General features: G+C 65.0%; 13 protein-coding genes and 2 pseudogenes. 13 read left to right on the forward strand and 2 right to left on the reverse strand.

Annotated features, from left to right (window positions below):
• Window positions 1-194: 194 nt before the first annotated feature.
• The 13 genes and pseudogenes from EJ071_RS20075 (at window position 195) to EJ071_RS20130 (ending at window position 14,461) form a co-directional block, all read left to right on the forward strand.
• Window positions 195-1,120: pseudogene (locus EJ071_RS20075) on the forward strand (D-alanine--D-alanine ligase).
• Window positions 1,108-2,049 (forward strand): cell division protein FtsQ/DivIB, encoded by a 942-nt coding sequence (locus EJ071_RS20080; protein WP_126099429.1) that lies wholly within the window; start codon window positions 1,108-1,110, stop codon window positions 2,047-2,049. Before EJ071_RS20075 ends, EJ071_RS20080 begins: the two are co-directional and overlap by 13 nt.
• Complete coding sequence (gene ftsA, locus EJ071_RS20085) at window positions 2,046-3,353, forward strand: cell division protein FtsA (protein WP_126099430.1); 1,308 nt, start codon at window positions 2,046-2,048, stop codon at window positions 3,351-3,353. The genes EJ071_RS20080 and ftsA overlap by 4 nt, the downstream gene beginning before the upstream one ends.
• A 68-nt stretch (window positions 3,354-3,421) precedes the next feature.
• A pseudogene (locus EJ071_RS20090) lies at window positions 3,422-3,907 on the forward strand (cell division protein FtsZ); the annotation flags it as partial.
• A 573-nt stretch (window positions 3,908-4,480) separates the two neighbouring features.
• Complete coding sequence (locus EJ071_RS39530; RefSeq protein WP_245459927.1) at window positions 4,481-5,176, forward strand: hypothetical protein; 696 nt, start codon at window positions 4,481-4,483, stop codon at window positions 5,174-5,176.
• Between the two features lie 486 nt (window positions 5,177-5,662).
• Window positions 5,663-6,043 (forward strand): hypothetical protein, encoded by a 381-nt coding sequence (locus EJ071_RS39535; RefSeq protein WP_245459928.1) that lies wholly within the window; start codon window positions 5,663-5,665, stop codon window positions 6,041-6,043.
• Window positions 6,044-6,398: 355 nt separating this feature from the next.
• On the forward strand, window positions 6,399-7,346 hold the full coding sequence (lpxC, locus tag EJ071_RS20100; protein ID WP_126099432.1) for a UDP-3-O-acyl-N-acetylglucosamine deacetylase: 948 nt from the start codon (window positions 6,399-6,401) through the stop codon (window positions 7,344-7,346).
• A 201-nt stretch (window positions 7,347-7,547) separates the two neighbouring features.
• Window positions 7,548-8,417, forward strand: coding sequence for an outer membrane protein assembly factor BamD (locus EJ071_RS20105; RefSeq protein ID WP_126099433.1), 870 nt, complete (start codon window positions 7,548-7,550; stop codon window positions 8,415-8,417).
• A gap of 8 nt (window positions 8,418-8,425) precedes the next feature.
• A complete protein-coding gene (gene recN, locus EJ071_RS20110; RefSeq protein WP_126099434.1) occupies window positions 8,426-10,099 on the forward strand; it encodes a DNA repair protein RecN in 1,674 nt (557 codons plus the stop codon).
• 242 nt (window positions 10,100-10,341) lie between these two features.
• Entirely contained in the window at window positions 10,342-12,549 is a 2,208-nt protein-coding gene (gene ligA, locus EJ071_RS20115; RefSeq protein WP_126099435.1) for an NAD-dependent DNA ligase LigA, read from the forward strand.
• A complete protein-coding gene (locus tag EJ071_RS20120; RefSeq protein WP_126099436.1) occupies window positions 12,549-13,235 on the forward strand; it encodes a TIGR02453 family protein in 687 nt (228 codons plus the stop codon). The genes ligA and EJ071_RS20120 overlap by 1 nt, the downstream gene beginning before the upstream one ends.
• A 204-nt stretch (window positions 13,236-13,439) precedes the next feature.
• The gene (locus EJ071_RS20125; RefSeq protein WP_126099437.1) at window positions 13,440-14,168 is read left to right on the forward strand and encodes an AzlC family ABC transporter permease; all 729 of its coding nucleotides are present in this window, start codon (window positions 13,440-13,442) and stop codon (window positions 14,166-14,168) included.
• Window positions 14,165-14,461 (forward strand): AzlD family protein, encoded by a 297-nt coding sequence (locus EJ071_RS20130; RefSeq protein WP_126099438.1) that lies wholly within the window; start codon window positions 14,165-14,167, stop codon window positions 14,459-14,461. Before EJ071_RS20125 ends, EJ071_RS20130 begins: the two co-directional genes overlap by 4 nt.
• 3 nt (window positions 14,462-14,464) lie before the next feature.
• Here the strand turns inward: EJ071_RS20130 and EJ071_RS20135 are convergent, their stop codons facing one another.
• Together EJ071_RS20135 and EJ071_RS20140 are read right to left on the reverse strand one after the other, a co-directional pair.
• On the reverse strand, window positions 14,465-16,309 hold the full coding sequence (locus EJ071_RS20135; protein WP_126099439.1) for an aminopeptidase P family protein: 1,845 nt from the start codon (window positions 16,307-16,309) through the stop codon (window positions 14,465-14,467).
• 95 nt (window positions 16,310-16,404) lie between these two features.
• The gene (locus EJ071_RS20140; protein WP_126099440.1) at window positions 16,405-17,277 is read right to left on the reverse strand and encodes a 50S ribosomal protein L11 methyltransferase; all 873 of its coding nucleotides are present in this window, start codon (window positions 17,275-17,277) and stop codon (window positions 16,405-16,407) included.
• Window positions 17,278-17,288: the final 11 nt, after the last annotated feature.

Consider the following 17,288-nt stretch of genomic DNA (forward strand, 5'->3'; position numbering starts at 1 on the left):
GAATCATAGGCACTTGCCAGGGAATCAACTCTCTGATTCTCTGCCCTAAAGCGTTTCCTGATTTGAGTCGTTTGACGCGTTACCCGCGTTTTCCGTCTGGGGGGGGCAACCTGCCGGAAGACTCGGACTCACTATGCGGGAATGTTGCGTGCGGAAATATCGGTTGCGGGCCCGGCGTGAGAGGGGATGACGGGATGAAGAAGAAGCATGTGGCTGTTCTCCTGGGGGATTTTCCTCGGAACGGCCCGTGTCTCTGTCCTCGGGGAAGGCATGTGCGGATGCGCTCGAGAATGAAGGCTATCAGGTTACCCGGGTCGATGTTTCGCGCGATGTCGGGTCTGTGCTTGCCGAGCTCAAGCCCGATGCCGCCTTTAATGCGCTGCATGGCCCGTTCGGCGAGGACGGCACCATCCAGGGAATTCTCGAATATCTCGGAATTCCCTACACCCATTCGGGTGTGCTCGCTTCGGCTCTGGCTATGAACAAGGAGCAGGCCAAGAAGGTCGCCAAGGCGTCCGGCATTCCGGTCGCGGAATCGAAGGTGGTCAACCGCTTTGCGGTCCAGAACAAGCATCCGATGAAGCCGCCTTACGTGGTGAAGCCGGTCAACGAGGGCTCGAGCTTCGGCGTCGTCATCGTGCATGAGGGGCAGTCGCATCCGCCGCAGGTCATCGGCTCGTCCGAGTGGCAGTATGGCGAGATCGTCATGGTCGAGCGTTACATCCATGGGCGCGAGTTGACCTGCGCGGTGATGGGTGACGTGGCGCTCGGCGTCTGCGAGATCATCCCGACCGGGCATTCCTTCTACGACTACGATTCAAAGTACGTGCCTGGCGGATCAAAACACGAAACCCCTGCAAAAATTTCACCGAATATTTACCAAAAAATACAGACACTGGCCCTCAAGGCTCATCTTGCTATCGGTTGCCGGGGCGTCTCCCGGTCGGACTTCCGTTACGACGACCGTCACTCCGAAAACGGCGAGGTTGTCTGGCTCGAGATCAACACCCAGCCGGGCATGACGCCGACGTCTCTGGTGCCTGAAATCGCCGCGCAAGCGGGACACTCGTTCGGCGATCTGTTGAGTTGGATGGTGGAGGACGCTTCGTGTCTGCGTTGAGGTGGGGACAGGGCAAGGCCGGCGGGGCTGGACCCGCGCTGTTTGGTGTGCCGCTGTCGTTCGACCATTTCGTTTTGCCGCGCCAGCTTCGCCGGCCGGTGCGTGTGCTTGCCCGTCTCTGCGGCGGCGAGTACGAGGCGCCGCGCTTTTCCGCCGCGATCCTTTCGGCTGCGTTGTTGGCTTCATCCGGTGCCTATGGCGCCTATCTCGGCGGTTATAGCGACAGCATCGTGCAGGGCGTGACGGCCCGAACCGGTTTTGCCGTCGACCAGATCAAGGTCGTCGGCAACCGCCAGACGTCCGAGATCGACATACTGGACCGGCTCGGCCTCGACGGCTGGACTTCGCTGATCGGTTTCAACGCCGAGGCCGCGCGCGAGCGCATCGCGACGTTGCCCTGGGTCGAGGTTGCGGCGGTGCGCAAGATCTACCCGCATACGCTGGAGGTGCGCGTCGAGGAGCGCGAGCCCTTCGCGCTTTGGCAGCAGGGCAACTCGCTTTCGGTGATCGAGCGGTCGGGTGAGGTGATCGCGCCGTTCTCGGGCGGCAAGGAGGCGCTGCTGCCGCTGATCATAGGCACGGGCGCGCCGGCCAAGGCGCCTGAGTTCCTGGAGAAGATCAAGCGCTATCCCGAGCTCGCGGCGCGGGTCAAAGGCTATATCCGCGTCGGCGAGCGGCGCTGGGATATCAAGCTCGAGAACGGCATCACGGTGAAGCTGCCGGAAGGCGATGAGGATCAGGCGATCGCCGAACTCGTCAAGCTCGACCATGACAACGGGCTTCTGACGCGCGACATCGCCGCCGTCGACATGCGGCTCACCGATCGGCTGGTGGTGGAGCTGTCGCCGGAGGCCGCGACGCAGCGCGAGGCCGCGCTCAGCGAAAAGCCGAAGAACCTGACGAAGCGCAAGCCGGAGACGAAGATATGAGCTGGCTTGGCGGCAGCGGCGATGCTTCTTCGCGCCGGTCGGGCACGCTTACGGTGCTCGATGTCGGCTCGAGCAAGGTTTGCTGCGTGGTGGCGAAGCTGAAGCCGCGCGACGACGGCAAGCTTCTGCGCGGGCGCTCGCATCGCATCCAGGTGATCGGCATCGGCCATCAGAAATCGCAGGGTGTGAAGTCGGGCGTGGTGATCGATCTCGACCGCGCCGAACATGCCATTCGCCTGGCTGTCGACGCGGCCGAGCGCATGGCCGGGCTTACCGTCGATTCCCTCATCGTCAACATGACGGCCGGCCGGCTGAAGAGCGAAGCCTTCTCGGCAACCATCAATCTCGGCGGGCATCAGGTCGAAGAAGCCGACATCAAGCGCGTGCTTGCCGCCGGCGCCAAGCAGGCGCTGCGGGCCGAGCGGGAGGTGGTTCATTCGCTTCCCGTCGGCTTCTCGCTCGATGCCGAACGCGGCATGCGCGATCCGCGCGGCATGGTCGGCGACGCGCTCGGCGTCGACATGCACGTGCTGACCGGCGATGCCGCGCCGATGCGCAATCTGGAGCTCTGCATCAATCGCTCGCACCTGTCGGTTGAGCGCATGGTGGCGACGCCTTATGCCAGCGGCCTTGCGGCGCTGGTCGACGACGAGCTCGAAATGGGTGCTGCCTGCATCGACATGGGCGGCGGTACCACGACGATCTCCGTGTTCTCGGAAGGCAAGTTCGTGCATGGCGACGCCATCGCCATCGGCGGCAACCATGTGACGCTCGACATGGCCAAGGGTCTGTCGACCTCGCTCGATGCCGCCGAACGCCTGAAGGTGATGCATGGCTCGGCGCTGCCCGGCAGCGCCGACGACCGCGACCTGGTCTCCATTCAGCCGATCGGCGAGGAAGGCGAGTTGCCGTTGCAGATACCGCGCTCGGTGATGACGCGCATCATCCGCGCGCGCATCGACGAAACGCTGGAGCTCTTGCGCGACCGGCTGAACAAGTCCGGCTACGGCAACGCCGTCGGCAAGCGCGTCGTTCTCACCGGCGGCGCCAGCCAGTTGGCCGGCCTGCCGGAGGCGGCGCGCCGCATCCTCGGGCGCAATGTGCGCATCGGCCGGCCGCTCGGCGTGGCGGGCCTGCCGGAAGCGGCCAAGGGGCCGGCGTTTTCGACCCCGGTGGGACTTCTGATCTATCCGCAGATGGCGAGCTTCGAGAGCCATTCGGCGAAAGGAATTTCCGGTTTCAGGATGACCGGAACGGGCGGAAAACTGCATCGCATGAGTCAGTGGTTGAGAGACAGTTTTTAATTTGACGGGGACAGCCCCATAGGCGGCCGCAGCGGCGAGGCGGCGGGAAAGGCAAAAGGACGGAGACAATGACCATTAATCTGCAAAAGCCGGACATCACCGAGCTGAAGCCACGCATCACCGTTTTCGGCGTCGGCGGCGGCGGCGGCAACGCGGTCAACAACATGATCACAGCCGGCCTGCGCGGCGTCGAGTTCGTGGTGGCCAACACCGACGCGCAGGCGCTGACCATGTCGAAGTCCGAGCGGCTGATCCAGCTCGGCGCGCATGTCACCGAGGGTCTTGGCGCAGGCTCGCAGCCGGAAGTCGGCCGCGCGGCGGCGGAAGAATGCATCGACGAGATCATCGTCATTTCCAACCTGGTTGGGGTGCGGCGGGGGGCGCTGGCATACCGTCGCTTGCTCACCGGCGGCTGGGCGCGCGAGCCAACGCGGGATCTCACCGTCGGCTGTGCTTCCCGCCGTTGCTTTCTCGACGGCCAGCGCCGAGAGACGGCAATGGGCATCGAGAAACCTCTGCAGATGCCGTCGACCCTTGACGTCATCACCAACAGAACCTTTCCGGCTGGCCGAATGATTCAAGACCGGTTTTTGGGTGGTGAATTGGGTTGCGCCGATCATGTTGTAGGCTGAGCTGAAACAAGTCTCTGGGCTTGGCGGCAACTCCGTTCGGCAAGCGCGTCGTTCTCAGCGACGGCGGCGACTAGCCAGTTTGGGCGTGCCGGGAATGCTCCTGCCGAAGAAGCGGTTTCGCGCCCATCCTCGGGTCGCAAGGTGTCCGCGCATGCGGCCGCCAGGGGCCCGACTCCGGGCGCTGGGCTGGGCTGGCCAGGGAAGCGGGCCGGAAGGGGGCTCGGCGTGGTTTCGAGGCCCGTCTGCGCACTTGGTGGCCATGGTATCCGCAGTATGCGAGCTTCGGGTGAGCAGCCATTTCGGGGCGACAAAGAGTATACGGATGGTTGTCTCGGTTTCAGGATGACCGGAACGGGGCGGTGAAAGTACGGGGTGCATCGCATTGAGTCAGTGTGAGAGACAGTTTTAATTGATCGGGGGTACAGCCCCCTAGGCCCGCGTCGCAGCTTGGCGAGGCGAGCGGGCGGAGAAGGCCGACAATAGGACCGGAGGACAATGACCATTAAATCTGCGAAAAGCCGACATCACCGAGCTGAAGCCACGCATCACCGTTTTCGGCTCCGCAGCGGCCAGGCCGGCCGGCACGCTGTCAACAACATGATCACAGCCAGGGCCTGCGCGGCGTCGATGCATTCAGACGTGGTGGCCAACACCGGAACGCGCAGGCGTATGCCGATGTCAAGTCCGAGCGGCTATCCGAGTTCGGCGCGACATGTCACCGAGGGGGTCTATGGCGCAGCTCGCAGGGCCGGCGCAAGTCGGCCGCGCGGCGCGGAAGGCATCGCGAACTTGCACGACGACCGATATGTTTTTTCCAAGGGCCGGCCGATCCGCACCGGACGGGCCTGCCCGTCGTTCGCCCCCCGGCGCGCGAGAAGGACCTCCCGTCCAGGTACCAAGCCTATTCAGGCCGCCGCTACGGCCGACATGCTCGAGGAACTGGAAAGCGTCGACACCCTGTCCTCCCCCCAGAACCTGTTCCGGCTCAATACAAGACCACCTTCGCCGACGCCTTCGCATCCGACCAGTGCTCGGCCTGATCAATCCCGACGTGTCGCCGATCTTCGATGCGCCGCGTCCGGTCGCGCCAATGGCAAGGCCGATGTGGGCACGGCGAGCTTCGGGCGAGGGGCGCGCAATGGCCGCGGCGGGGAAGCCGCCATCGCCAACCGTCTCGCGAGGACTCGATGAAGGGCGCCAAGGCTGCTGATCTCGATCACCGCGGCCGCGCCTACCCTGTCGAGTCGACGAGCCGGACCCGCATCCGCGAGGAGGTCGACCAGGACGCAACATCATCCTCGGCCGCCCTTCGACGAGGAGCTGGAAGCGTATCCGCGTTTCGGTGGTCGCCACCGGCATCGACAGTCGGCGGCCGAAATCGCCGCGGCGCCGATCTCGATCCGCGCGCCGCAAAGCGGTCGCCCGTCCCGTGCCGCCTGCTCAGGAAAGCCGTCCCGCACCGGTTCAGCAGCAGGCTTACGAACCCCGGCGCCGTCGATCCGGTCGCCGAAGCGATCCAGCTTGCCGAGGCCAACGCCGCCGCGATGGCGCAGCCGCGCCCGGCACCGGTCGACGACTTCCGCCCGCAGAGCAAGATCTTCCAGGCTCCGCCGGCGCAGCCGCAGCCCCAGCCGGTGGGTGCAGCATCAGGTTGCGCAGCCCGCGCCGCAGCGCGAGATGCCGCAGCCGATGGCCGCCGCGCCGCAGCGCATGCCGCGCGTGGAGGACTTTCCGCCGGTCGTGAGGGCAGAAGTGGAAGCCAAGAGCCGTCCCGCGGACCATGAGAACAGCGGTCCGATGGGGCTGATCAAGCGGCTGACGAACGGATTGACCCGTCGCGAGGAAGAGCCGGCCCGGCTCCAGCCGGCGCAGCCGCGCGAACCGAAACTGCGCCAGGCGGCACCGGAAATGCGCCGCCTCGCCAGCCAGGACCCGCAGCTCTACGCGCCGCGCCGCGGCCAGCTCGACGACCAGGGCCGCCTCACGCCGCAGAGCCGCACGGTCCAGGAAGACGATCAGCTGGAGATTCCGGCATTCCTGCGCCGCCAGGCCAACTGATCGATGCGGCGGAGCGCTGATCGTTAACGATATATAACGGTTGTTAACAGGCAGGCGAGAGATCGCCTGCCTGTTTTTGTTAAAAACCATTCTAAAACAGCACGTTATAAGCGTTTTCTCGATCGAGGCCGCAGTTACACAGGGAAAGAAACCGTGATTTGGAGTATCCCGGACGGGCCATTATCTTCCGCCTGGACTAAAGTCGGTTTGCCGGGATTCGGGGAGTTGGCCCTGCCTGCCGATCATTTCAGAGCCGCATGCCTTGTTCATTTGCCGCATTTTCGCGGACGCCAGTGACCTATCTGGCTGAAAATGCTCAAGAGGCTGACAAGGCGGACGCAGGCAGTTAGGGCTTATGGGGTTTGTCTTGCACGACTATCAGACGACAGTTAAAACGCGCGCGACGCTGACCGGCACGGGCGTGCACAGCGGCGGGCCCGTCACCGTTCATTTCCTGCCGGCCGACGCCGACACCGGCATCGTGTTCCACCTTTCGAATGGCGGCGAGGACCGCGAGTTCCGCGCGCTGGTCTCCGAGGTCGGCGCCACCGATCTTTGCACCATGCTAGGCGACCCGGCCGGCGAGCACATCGGAACCGTCGAGCATCTGATGGCGACGGTGTTCGGACTTGGTATCGACAATCTCATCATCGAGATCGACGGCTCGGAAGTTCCCATTCTCGACGGCAGCGCGGTTGCCTTCGTCGAGGCCTTCGACCAGGCCGGCATCGAGACGCTTGCGGTCAAGCGCCGCTATATTCGCGTGGTCAAGCCGGTCCGCATCGAAGCCGGCGCCTCCTGGGCGGAGTTCCGCCCCTATGACGGCACGCGGTTCGAGGTCGAGATCGATTTCGAGAGCCCAGCCATCGGCCGCCAGCTCTTCGCGTCCGACATCAACCCCGACATCTTCCGCCGCGATATCGCGCGGGCCCGCACCTTCGGCTTCATGAAGGATGTCGAGCGGCTGTGGGCCGCCGGCTACGCGCTTGGTTCGTCGCTGGAGAACTCGCTGGTCATCGGCGACGACAACCGCGTCATCAATGTCGGCGGGCTGCGCTATCCCAACGAATTCGCGCGCCACAAGACGCTCGACGCCATGGGCGATCTGGCGCTGGCCGGCGCGCGCTTCATCGGCTGCTTCCGCTCCTATCGCGGCGGTCACCGGATGAATGCGGCGGCGCTCCGCCGGCTGCTGTCTGATCGCACGGCGTTCGAGATCGTCGAGACGCGGCGCCGCGAACGCGGCCGGGTTGCCGAAATGATCGCCGTCAGCGGGCCGGTCTACGCGCCCTGGGTGATCTGATTCTTAACGATTTTCTGGCTTTGTAGCGAAGCTTGTGTTGCACAAGTGCATCACGAGTCCCTGAAATTTAGCAGGTGTGAGCGCGGCGCCAAACCGCCACAAAAATGTGCGATTGGCCGGACATAGCGTTGCCGGGCAAGGGGATAATGGTTTATGGCTGCGGCCCGGACCGAAACGACGCCGAAAGGGCGGGATCCAAACATGTTTTTTTCGCGAGTTGGTCAATCGGTAGCGCCGCGTCGGGCCGCCCTGCTGGCGCTGTCGGTGGTTGCTCCCGCGCTCGTGCTGTCGGCCTGTATGTCGTCCGAGAAGGATGTCAACCTGGCGACCTATGTCGACCAGACCGAGCCGGCTGACGTTCTTTACAACCAGGGCCTGGCCAACATGAATGCCGGCCGCCTCGATGAGGCGAGCAAGAAGTTCGATGCCGTCGACCGCCAGCACCCCTATTCGGAATTCGCCCGCAAATCGATGGTGATGGGCGCCTTCGCCGACTATCGCGCCGGCAATTACGACGAGGCGATCGGTTCCGCCAAGCGCTACCTCACGCTCTATCCTTCGACCGACGATGCCCCCTATGCCCAATACATCATCGGCTTGAGCTACTACCGGCAGATCAAGGACGTCACCCAGGACCAGAAGGAAGCGCGCCAGACGGTGCAGACCATGCAGGACCTGGTGACGCGCTGGCCGACATCCGAATATGTCGACGACGCCAAGGACAAGATCCGCTTCGCCACCGACCAGCTCGCCGGCAAGGAGATGCAGATCGGTCGTTATTATCTCGAACGCCGCGAGTACATCGCCGCCGTCAAGCGCTTCCGCACGGTGGTCGAGAACTATTCCAACACCCGCCATGTCGAGGAGGCGCTGGCGCGCCTGACCGAGAGCTACTATGCGATGGGTCTGACCTCGGAAGCGCAGACGGCCGCGGCGGTGCTCGGCACCAACTATCCGGACAGCCAGTGGTACAAGGATTCCTACAAGCTCCTGCAGAGCAACGGGCTTCAGCCGCGTGAAAATGCCGGATCGTGGATTTCCAAGGCCGGGAAGCTGATCACCGGCGCCTGACACTCCTGATGCTGTCCAGACTGTCGATCCGCGATATCGTCCTGATCGAGAAGCTGGACATCGACTTCCTGCCTGGACTTTCGGTGCTGACCGGCGAGACCGGCGCCGGCAAATCCATCCTGCTCGACGCGTTGTCGCTGGCGCTCGGCGCGCGCGGCGACGCCTCGCTTGTTCGCCATGGCGCGGCGCAGGGCCAGGTCATCGCCGTGTTCGACGTGTCGCGCAACCATCCGGCGCGCGCGCTGCTTGCCGACAACGACATCGAGGACGACGGCGACATCATCCTGCGCCGGGTGCAAACGGCCGACGGCCGCACCCGCGTCTTCGTCAACGACCAGCCGTCCAGCGTGACCCTGATGCGCGACGTCGGCCGCGCGCTGGTGGAGATTCACGGCCAGCATGACGAGCGCGCGCTCGTCGATCCCGGCGCGCACCGCGAGTTGCTGGACAGTTTCGGCGGCCATCTCGGCGCCGTACGCGGCACGGGCGAGGCCTGGCGCTACTGGCGAAGCTGCGAGCAGGAACTCTCCAGGCACCGCGCCAAGGTCGAGGCCGCGGCGCGCGAGGCCGATTATCTGCGCGCCTCCGTCGCAGAGCTGGCGAAGCTCGATCCGCAGCCGGGCGAGGAGACCGAGCTTGCCGAGCTGCGCGCCCAGATGATGCGCGTCGAAAAGATCGCCTCCGAGATCCACGATGCGCAGGACGTGCTGTCGGGGCCGTCCTCGCCGCTGCCGCAGCTCGCCAGCCTGCTGCGGCGGCTGCAGCGCAAATCAGGGGAAGTTCCGGGCCTGCTCGACGACGTGGTGAAATCGCTGGACGAGGCGATGATCTCGCTCGACGCGGCGCAGTCCGGCGTCGAGACGGCGCTTCGCGCCACCGAATACGATCCGCAGCGCCTGGAAAAGGCGGAGGAACGGCTCTTCTCGCTGCGCGCGGCCTCGCGCAAGCACAATGTCGCGGTCGACGACCTGGCGCAGTTGCGCGACACGATGGCGGCCGACCTCGCCGACCTCGATGCCGGCGAGGAGCGGCTGCACGGGCTGGAGAAGCAGGCCGCCGCGGCGCGCGAGGCTTACGACATTTCGGCGGCGCAGCTCTCTTCGCTCCGCCACGCCGCGGCGGCCGGGCTGACCAAGGCGGTCATGGCCGAATTGCCGGCGCTCAAGCTCGAGCGGGCCGAGTTCATCGTCGATATCGTGAGCGATGCCGAAGGCCGCGTGGAAGAGGGCATCGACCAGGTCGAATTCTGGGTGCGCACCAATCCGGGCACACGGCCCGGGCCGATGATGAAGGTCGCCTCCGGCGGCGAGCTGTCGCGCTTCCTGCTGGCGCTGAAAGTGGCGCTGGCCGATCGCGGCTCGGCGCCGACCCTTGTCTTCGACGAAATCGACACCGGCGTCGGCGGCGCGGTGGCCGACGCCATCGGCCAGCGGTTGGCGAGACTGTCGAAGCGGGTGCAGGTGCTTTCGGTCACCCACGCGCCGCAAGTGGCGGCGCGTGCCGCCACGCATTTCCTGATCTCGAAGTCCGGGGGCAAGGACCGCGTCGCCACCGGTGTCGCCGAGATGGACCGCGCCGCGCGCCAGGAAGAGATCGCGCGCATGCTGGCTGGCGCCACCATCACCGATGAAGCGCGCGCCGCGGCCGAGCGGCTGCTGCGCGAGAATACGGCCGCCGCTTAAAGCGCGTCGCGCTGAAACGGATTCAGGCGACGCGCTTTAAGCCTTTGTTTTGATGCATGTCGTTGTCCCAGAACCGCGGCACACTTCTGGGCGACATGCATTAGAGCCTGATCTCTCCCGCCTGGAGGATGAGTCAGCAGATGGCTGCATCCTGCTGTTCAGGAATGATTTTTATGCGAGCCGACTCCCTGCCAGCGAATCCTGATTTATAGTGGCCCGCCATAATTCGAGGACCGCGCTTCATGTCGGAAAAATCAATCGAATCGCTGAGCGAAAGCGAGGCCGCGGAGGAATTGAAGCGGCTGGCGGCTGAGATCGCCGAGCACGACCGGCGCTATCACACCGAGGACGCGCCGACGATCTCGGATGCCGAGTATGATGCGCTGGCACGGCGCAACCTTGCCATTGAAGAGCGCTTTCCAGATCTCGTGCGCGAGGATTCGCCATCGCGACGGGTCGGCGCGCCGCCTGCGGAAGGCTTTGCCAAGGTGCGCCACGCGGTGCCGATGCTCAGCCTCGCCAAGGCCTATACCGACCAGGACGTCGCCGATTTCATCGAGCGCGGCCGGCGCTTCTTCGATCGCGACAAGGATCTCGACATCGCCTTCACCGCCGAGCCCAAGATCGACGGCCTGTCGGCGTCGCTGCGCTATGTGAACGGCGTGTTCGTGCAGGGTGCGACGCGCGGCGACGGAGCCGTCGGCGAAGACATCACCGCCAATCTCAAGACGATCGCCGATATACCGAAGAAGCTGAAAGGCGCTGACTGGCCCGAGGTCATCGAGATCCGCGGCGAGGTCTATATGACCTATGCCGAATTCGAGGCGCTGAAGCAGCGCTCGGCGGCTATCGGCGGCCAGGACTATGTCAATCCGCGCAACACGGCGGCCGGCTCGCTGCGCCAGAAGGATCCTGCGGTCACCGCCAGCCGCAACCTTAAATTCTTCGCCTATGCTTGGGGTTATACGACGGCGGATCCCGCGCCGACACAGTATGGTTCGGTGCAGAAATTCGCGGAATGGGGTTTTAAGGTCAGCCCGCTGATGGTGCGGGCGAAGTCGATCGCGGAACTCATCGCGCAGTATCACCGGATCGAAGAGCAGCGCTCCTCGCTTGGCTATGACATCGACGGCGTCGTCTACAAGGTCGATCAGCTCGAATTGCAGCGCCGCTGGGGGTTTGTCACCGGCGAACCGCGCTGGGCTGTCGCGCATAAATTCCCGGCCGAGCAGGCGATGACGACGGTCGAGAGGATCGACATCCAGGTCGGCCGCACCGGCACGCTGGCGCCGGTGGCACGGCTGGCGCCGGTGACGGTCGGCGGCGTGGTGGTCGAGAACGTGACGCTGCACAACGAGGACTACATCAAAGGCTTCGACAGCAACGGCCAACCGATCCGCGACGGCATCGATGTCCGCATCGGCGACACGGTGGTCATCCAGCGGGCAGGGGACGTCATTCCGCAGATCGTCAGCGTCGTCATCGGTAAGCGGCCGGCAGACGCAGTGCCTTACGAGTTCCCGCACACCTGCCCGGTCTGCGGCTCGCCGGCAACGCGCGAGATCAACGAGAAGACCGGCAAGGAGGATTCGCGCCGCCGTTGCACCGGCGAACTGATCTGCCCGGCGCAGGCGGTGGAAGGGCTGCGCCACTTCGTGTCGCGCGGCGCGCTCGATATCGAGGGCCTGGGCGCCGAAAACATCGACCTGTTCTTCAATGCCGGATTGGTCAAGACAGCCGCCGACATCTTTACGCTCAAGGATCGCCGGCCCGCCGTCACCAAGGCGCTGGCCGAGCGGCGCGAGGAGCAGGCGAGGCTGCGCGAGGAAGCATCGGGCAAAACGCGCAAGAATGTGCGCAGTGTCGAGGAGCGCAACTACGAAGGGCTCGACAAGTTGTTTGCGGCCATCGATGCGCGCCGCGAGCCGGAGCTGGACCGCTTTATCTTCGCGCTCGGCATCCGCCATATCGGCGAGACGACGGCCGCGGTGCTTGCCCGCCAGTTCTCGACCATCGAGGAGCTGATCCGCGTCGGCAAGGAGACGGCAAAAGCGGATGACCCGCACACGGTGTTCCCGTCGATCAGCGGCATCGGCGACACGGTGATCGGCGCGTTGCGCGATTTCTTCGGCAACGAGCGCAACGACGACGTGCTCGATGCGCTGCTCGCGCAAGTCCATCCCAAGCCTTACGTCGTCGAGATATCGGCCGACAGCGACGTCTCCGGCAAGACGGTGGTGTTCACCGGCACGCTGGAAAAGATGACGCGATCCGAGGCCAAGGCGATGGCCGAGCGCCTCGGCGCCAAGGTCGCTGGATCGGTTTCTGCCAAGACCGATCTGGTCGTGGCGGGCCCGGGAGCCGGTTCCAAGCTTAAAACAGCGACCGACCTCGGCATCGAGGTGATCGACGAGGACACCTGGCTGCAGCGCATCGGCAGGGGCGGCTGATGGCTGGCGCGTTCAACGGTTTTGGGCAGAAGGCCATCCCGTTCCTGAAGGCGCTCGACTTCCACCAGAGCCGCGAATGGTTCCAGGAAAACCGCGACCTCTACGCAAGCGAGCTTCACGAGCCGTTTTGCGATCTCATCGAGACGCTGAGCGAACGCTTCGAAGCGGCAAAGCTCGGCTTGCGCGGTGATCGCAAAAGGTCGCTATTCCGCATCAATCGCGATGTGCGCTTTTCAAAGGACAAGCGTCCCTACAACCGGCATCTGTCGGCCATCCTGTCGCCGGACGGCACCAAGATGGAGCAGGGCGTTTTCTACGTGCATATCGGACTGGAGCGCTGCTTTGCCGGCGTCGCCTGGTGGCAGCCGGGGCCGGAGTTGCTGCAGGCGATGCGCATGGCGATCGCTGCGAAGCCAGCGGCATTTCGTGGCATGGTGGCGGCGCTGAAGAAGGGCGGTCTCGCGCTCGATTCGGAAGACCGGCTGAAGCGTGCGCCGCGCGGCTTCGAAGACGTCACCGAAGAAGATCTCGCCCAGGCGGTGCGCAACCGGCATTTCGTGGTCCGGCATGACATCGATCCGGCGACGATCTACTCGCCGGCGCTGGTCGACGATCTCGTCGATTTCACCTCGCGCGCCAGGCCGCTGCTCGATTGGGGCAGGGCGATCCAGGGTACGGCCAGATAGCTTGCACTGCCGGCGATCAGTTCCGCTGATCGTCGGCTCAAGCGAATTGGTGTGACAAGGAAGGCGACGCTCCCTACATCAGGCGGCCTAAAGCGCGTCTCCCGAAACGGATTCAGGCGACGCGCTTTAGGTTCTTGTTTGATGCATGTCGTTGTCCCAGAACCGCTGCGCACTTCTGGGCGACATGCATAAGGGAGCAGTTGGATGTCAGCGGAAGCAATCTCCGAAGGCCGTGCGCAGAGCGATTTCTGGGGCGGTGTGCGGCTGTCGATGCCGGTGGTCGTCGCCTCAGCGCCGTTCGCGGTGCTGTTCGGCGCTTTAGCCGTCGACAACGGCTTTTCCGTTCTCGAAGCCTTTCTGATGAGCGCCATGATCTATGGCGGCGCCAGCCAGATGGTGGGCATCGAGCTGTTCGGCCAGCATGTCGCGCCGTGGCTGGTCGTGCTCTCGATCTTCGCGGTGAATTTCCGCCATGTGCTCTATTCCGCCGGCATCGGCCGGCGCATCGCGCATTGGCCGGTGCTGCAGCAGGCGCTCGGCTACTTCATCCTGACCGATCCGCAATATGCCGTGGCCGAGGCGAAGGCTGCCTCCGGCCAACCGGTCGGGTTCGTCTGGTATCTCGGGCTCGGCCTGCCGGTCTACGTGTTCTGGGTGGCCGAAAGCGCGCTCGGCGCGGTGTTCGGCAAGCTGATCCCTGACACCCATGCGCTGGGTATAGATTTCCTGCTGCCGATCTATTTCCTCGGCCTTGTGCTCGGTTTCCGCAAACGGCCGCTCTGGCTACCCGTCGTCGTGGCAAGCGCGGCTGCCTCGATCATCGCCTACAAGACGGTCGGCTCGCCGTGGCACGTCTCCATCGGCGCCATTGCCGGCGTGCTTCTGGCTGTGATCCTGCCGCCCCATCACAGCGGCGTGGGCAAGCGGCCATGAGCACGACCTTCTGGATCATTCTTGCCGGCGCCGTCGCCACCTATCTCACGCGCGTCGGGGGCCACCTCGTCATCTCGCGCTTCGAAAACATCCATCCGCGCGTCGAGGCGGGCTTGAACGCCGTGCCGGCCGCCGTGCTGACGACACTGGTCGCGCCGGCAGCACTGGGCGCCGGACCGGCCGAATGGGCGGCCCTGGTCGTCACGGCGATCGTGTCGCTGCGCGGCGGCCTGATGGCGATGTTTTTGGCCGGCGCTGCGGTGCTGATTCTGGCGCGCCAGTTCGTCGGCTAGACATCAGATCTTGGCGTCGTGCGGCAGCGGCGCGGTGGCTTTTTCCAGCCAGGCCAGCGTTTCGCCGTCCACCATCGGACCGATTTCGGCCAGCACCCGCGCGTGATACTGGTCGAGCCAATGCAGTTCGTCGCGCGTCAGAAGATCGGTGCGGATGAGCCGCTTGTCGATCGGCGCCAGCGTCAGCGTCTCGAAACCGTGCATGGCGATGTCGCCGCTGTCGATCTGCTCCGCCGGCGTCACCAGAACGAGGTTCTCGATGCGGATGCCGTAGGCGCCTTCCTTGTAGTAGCCCGGCTCGTTGGAAAGCATCATGCCGGCGAGCAGTTTTTCGGTGCCGGTGCGGGCGATGCGCTGCGGCCCTTCGTGGACGGCGAGGTTGGAGCCGACGCCATGGCCGGTGCCATGGGCGAAATCGCAGCCATGCTTCCATAGCGCCATGCGGGCGACGGCGTCGATTTCAGAGCCGCGCGTTCCGGCGGGAAAACGCAGCGTCGAAATGCCGATCATGCCCTTCAGCACCAATGTGAAACGCTCGCGCATCTCCTCGCTCGGCTGGCCGATCGGCACGGTGCGAGTGATGTCGGTGGTGCCATCCTGGTATTGCCCGCCGGAATCGAGCAGGAACAGCTCGCCGCTTTGAAGCTTGCGGCTGGTGGCGCGTGAAACGCGGTAATGCATGATGGCGCCGTTCGGGCCGGCGCCGGAAATGGTGTCGAAGGAGACGTCGCGCAGCGGCATCTGCGTTTCCTCGCCCGTCTGCCGGCGCACCTCTTCGAGCCTGGTCACGACGTCGATCTCGTCGAGCGCGCCCGGCTTCTGCCGGTCGAGCCAGCAGAGCAGCTTGGCGACCGCTGCGCCGTCGCGACGATGCGCGGCGCGGCTGCCGTTCACCTCGGCCTGGTTCTTGGTGGCGCGCGGGATGCGCGCGGGGTCGGCGGCCGAAACGACCTTACCGCCATTGCCTTCGACCAGCATCTTCAGCTTTTCCGCCGCCAGCACCGGATCGAGCGCGATTTTTGCGCCACCGTCGGCAAGCCCAGCGATGGCTGCTTCGAACTCGCCTGGATCGTGCAGGTCGGCAAGTTGGGTGAGATAGGCCGCGACCTGGCGCGAGAATTTGCGCGGGTCCATGAAGAGTTGGTGCTTGCCGTCGGCGGCAAGGATGGCAAAGCCCAATGCCAGCGGTGTGTGCGCCACATCGCCGCCACGAATGTTGAACGCCCAGGCGATCGAGGAGGGATCGGTGAGCACCGCATGGGTCGCGCCGTCCTTTTCGATCGCGCCCGCCAGCCGCGCCAGCTTGTCCTTGGCGAGCTCGCCGGCAAAGGCGATCGGGTGGAGCTCCACCGGCGCGCGCGGCGGCTCCGGCTGGTCCTTCCAGATGATGTCGATCGGGTTCTTGTCGAGCGGCACGAGCGTCGCGCCGGACTGCTCGGCCGATGCCTTCAGCGCCTTGATCTCGCCGACCGTGTGCAGCCAGGGATCGAAGCCGAGCCTTGAGCCCTTGCCGAGATTGTCCTTGATCCAGGACGGCGGGGGATTGTCGATGAGGCTCTCGATCGTGAAGATCGTGAGATCGACTTCGCCCCGCACCTGCAGCGTGTAGCGGCCGTCGACGAAGATGAAGGCGCGGTCGCGCAGAATGATGGCGACGCCGGCCGAGCCGGAAAAACCGGTCAGCCATTTCAGCCGCGCCGAGCGGTCGGCGACATACTCGCCCTGATGCTCGTCCGCGCGGGGAACAATGAAACCGTCGAGGCCATTCTCCGCCAGCCATTGGCGCAGCATCGCCACGCGCGGCTTGCCGACGGCCGGATCGCCGGCGGAATCAAAGGTCTGGAACATTTGGGCTCCCTCTGTTTCGGCGCGACCGTAGCGCATAGGTCGGGAAACCGGAATCGATTTTCGAATGCTCTGGGACGGCGCGGATTGGTCCAAGCTCACCGTTTGAGGTGGATCGTCACCCAGCCCTCGCGATGCGAGGTGCGGACGTGGCGGAAGCTCTGGCCGACATAGGCCGAGATCACCGCATCGCGCTGCCGGTCGAGGATGCCGGAGAGCACCAGCGAGCCGCCGAGCTTGATGTGCTTTGCCATCTCCGGCGCCAGCCGCATCAGCGGCCGCGCCAGGATGTTGGCGACGATCAGGTCGAAGGGCGCGCGCCTGGCGAAGATCGGGTGGTGGAAGCCCGGCGCCGTAACCGTCTCGACCAGCGCCTTCACGTGGTTGAGGCGGGCATTGGCGGCGGCAACCCTGACCGCTATCGGGTCGATGTCGGTCGCCAGCACAGGGATATGCGCGAGCTTCGCCAGCGCTATCGCCAGCACGGCGCTGCCGGTGCCCAGATCGAGCGCATTGCGGGGTCGCTCGCGCAGTACAACCTGTTCCAGCATTTCGAGGCAGCCTGCGGTGGTGCCGTGATGGCCGGTGCCGAAGGCGAGGCCAGCCTCGATCTCGATGGCGAGATCGCTGCTGTGGCGCCTGCCGCGATCATGCGCGCCGTGGACGAAGAAACGCCCGGCGCGGACCGGCTTCAGCCCGTCGAGCGAGCGCGCCACCCAGTCGATGTCGGGAAGCGCTTCGCGTTCAACCGGCTTGGGCAAAGCTAGGCCCGCGAGGATGTCGTTGATCCGCGCCTCGATCGCTTCGACATCGCCATCGGCATAGAGCGAGACTTCGTGGATGTCGTTGGCCTCGTCGACTTCCAGCACGGCAAGCGGCAGGCCTTCGTCCTCGAAGGCGGCATCGAGCGCCGCAAAGATGCGATCGGCCTCGGCCTTGCCGGCGGTGAAATGGAGCCTGGTCTGCCCCATCAAGGCGACTC

Origin of the sequence: Mesorhizobium sp. M1B.F.Ca.ET.045.04.1.1, assembly GCF_003952465.1 — a bacterium.
In the GTDB taxonomy this organism is placed as follows: domain Bacteria; phylum Pseudomonadota; class Alphaproteobacteria; order Rhizobiales; family Rhizobiaceae; genus Mesorhizobium; species Mesorhizobium shonense.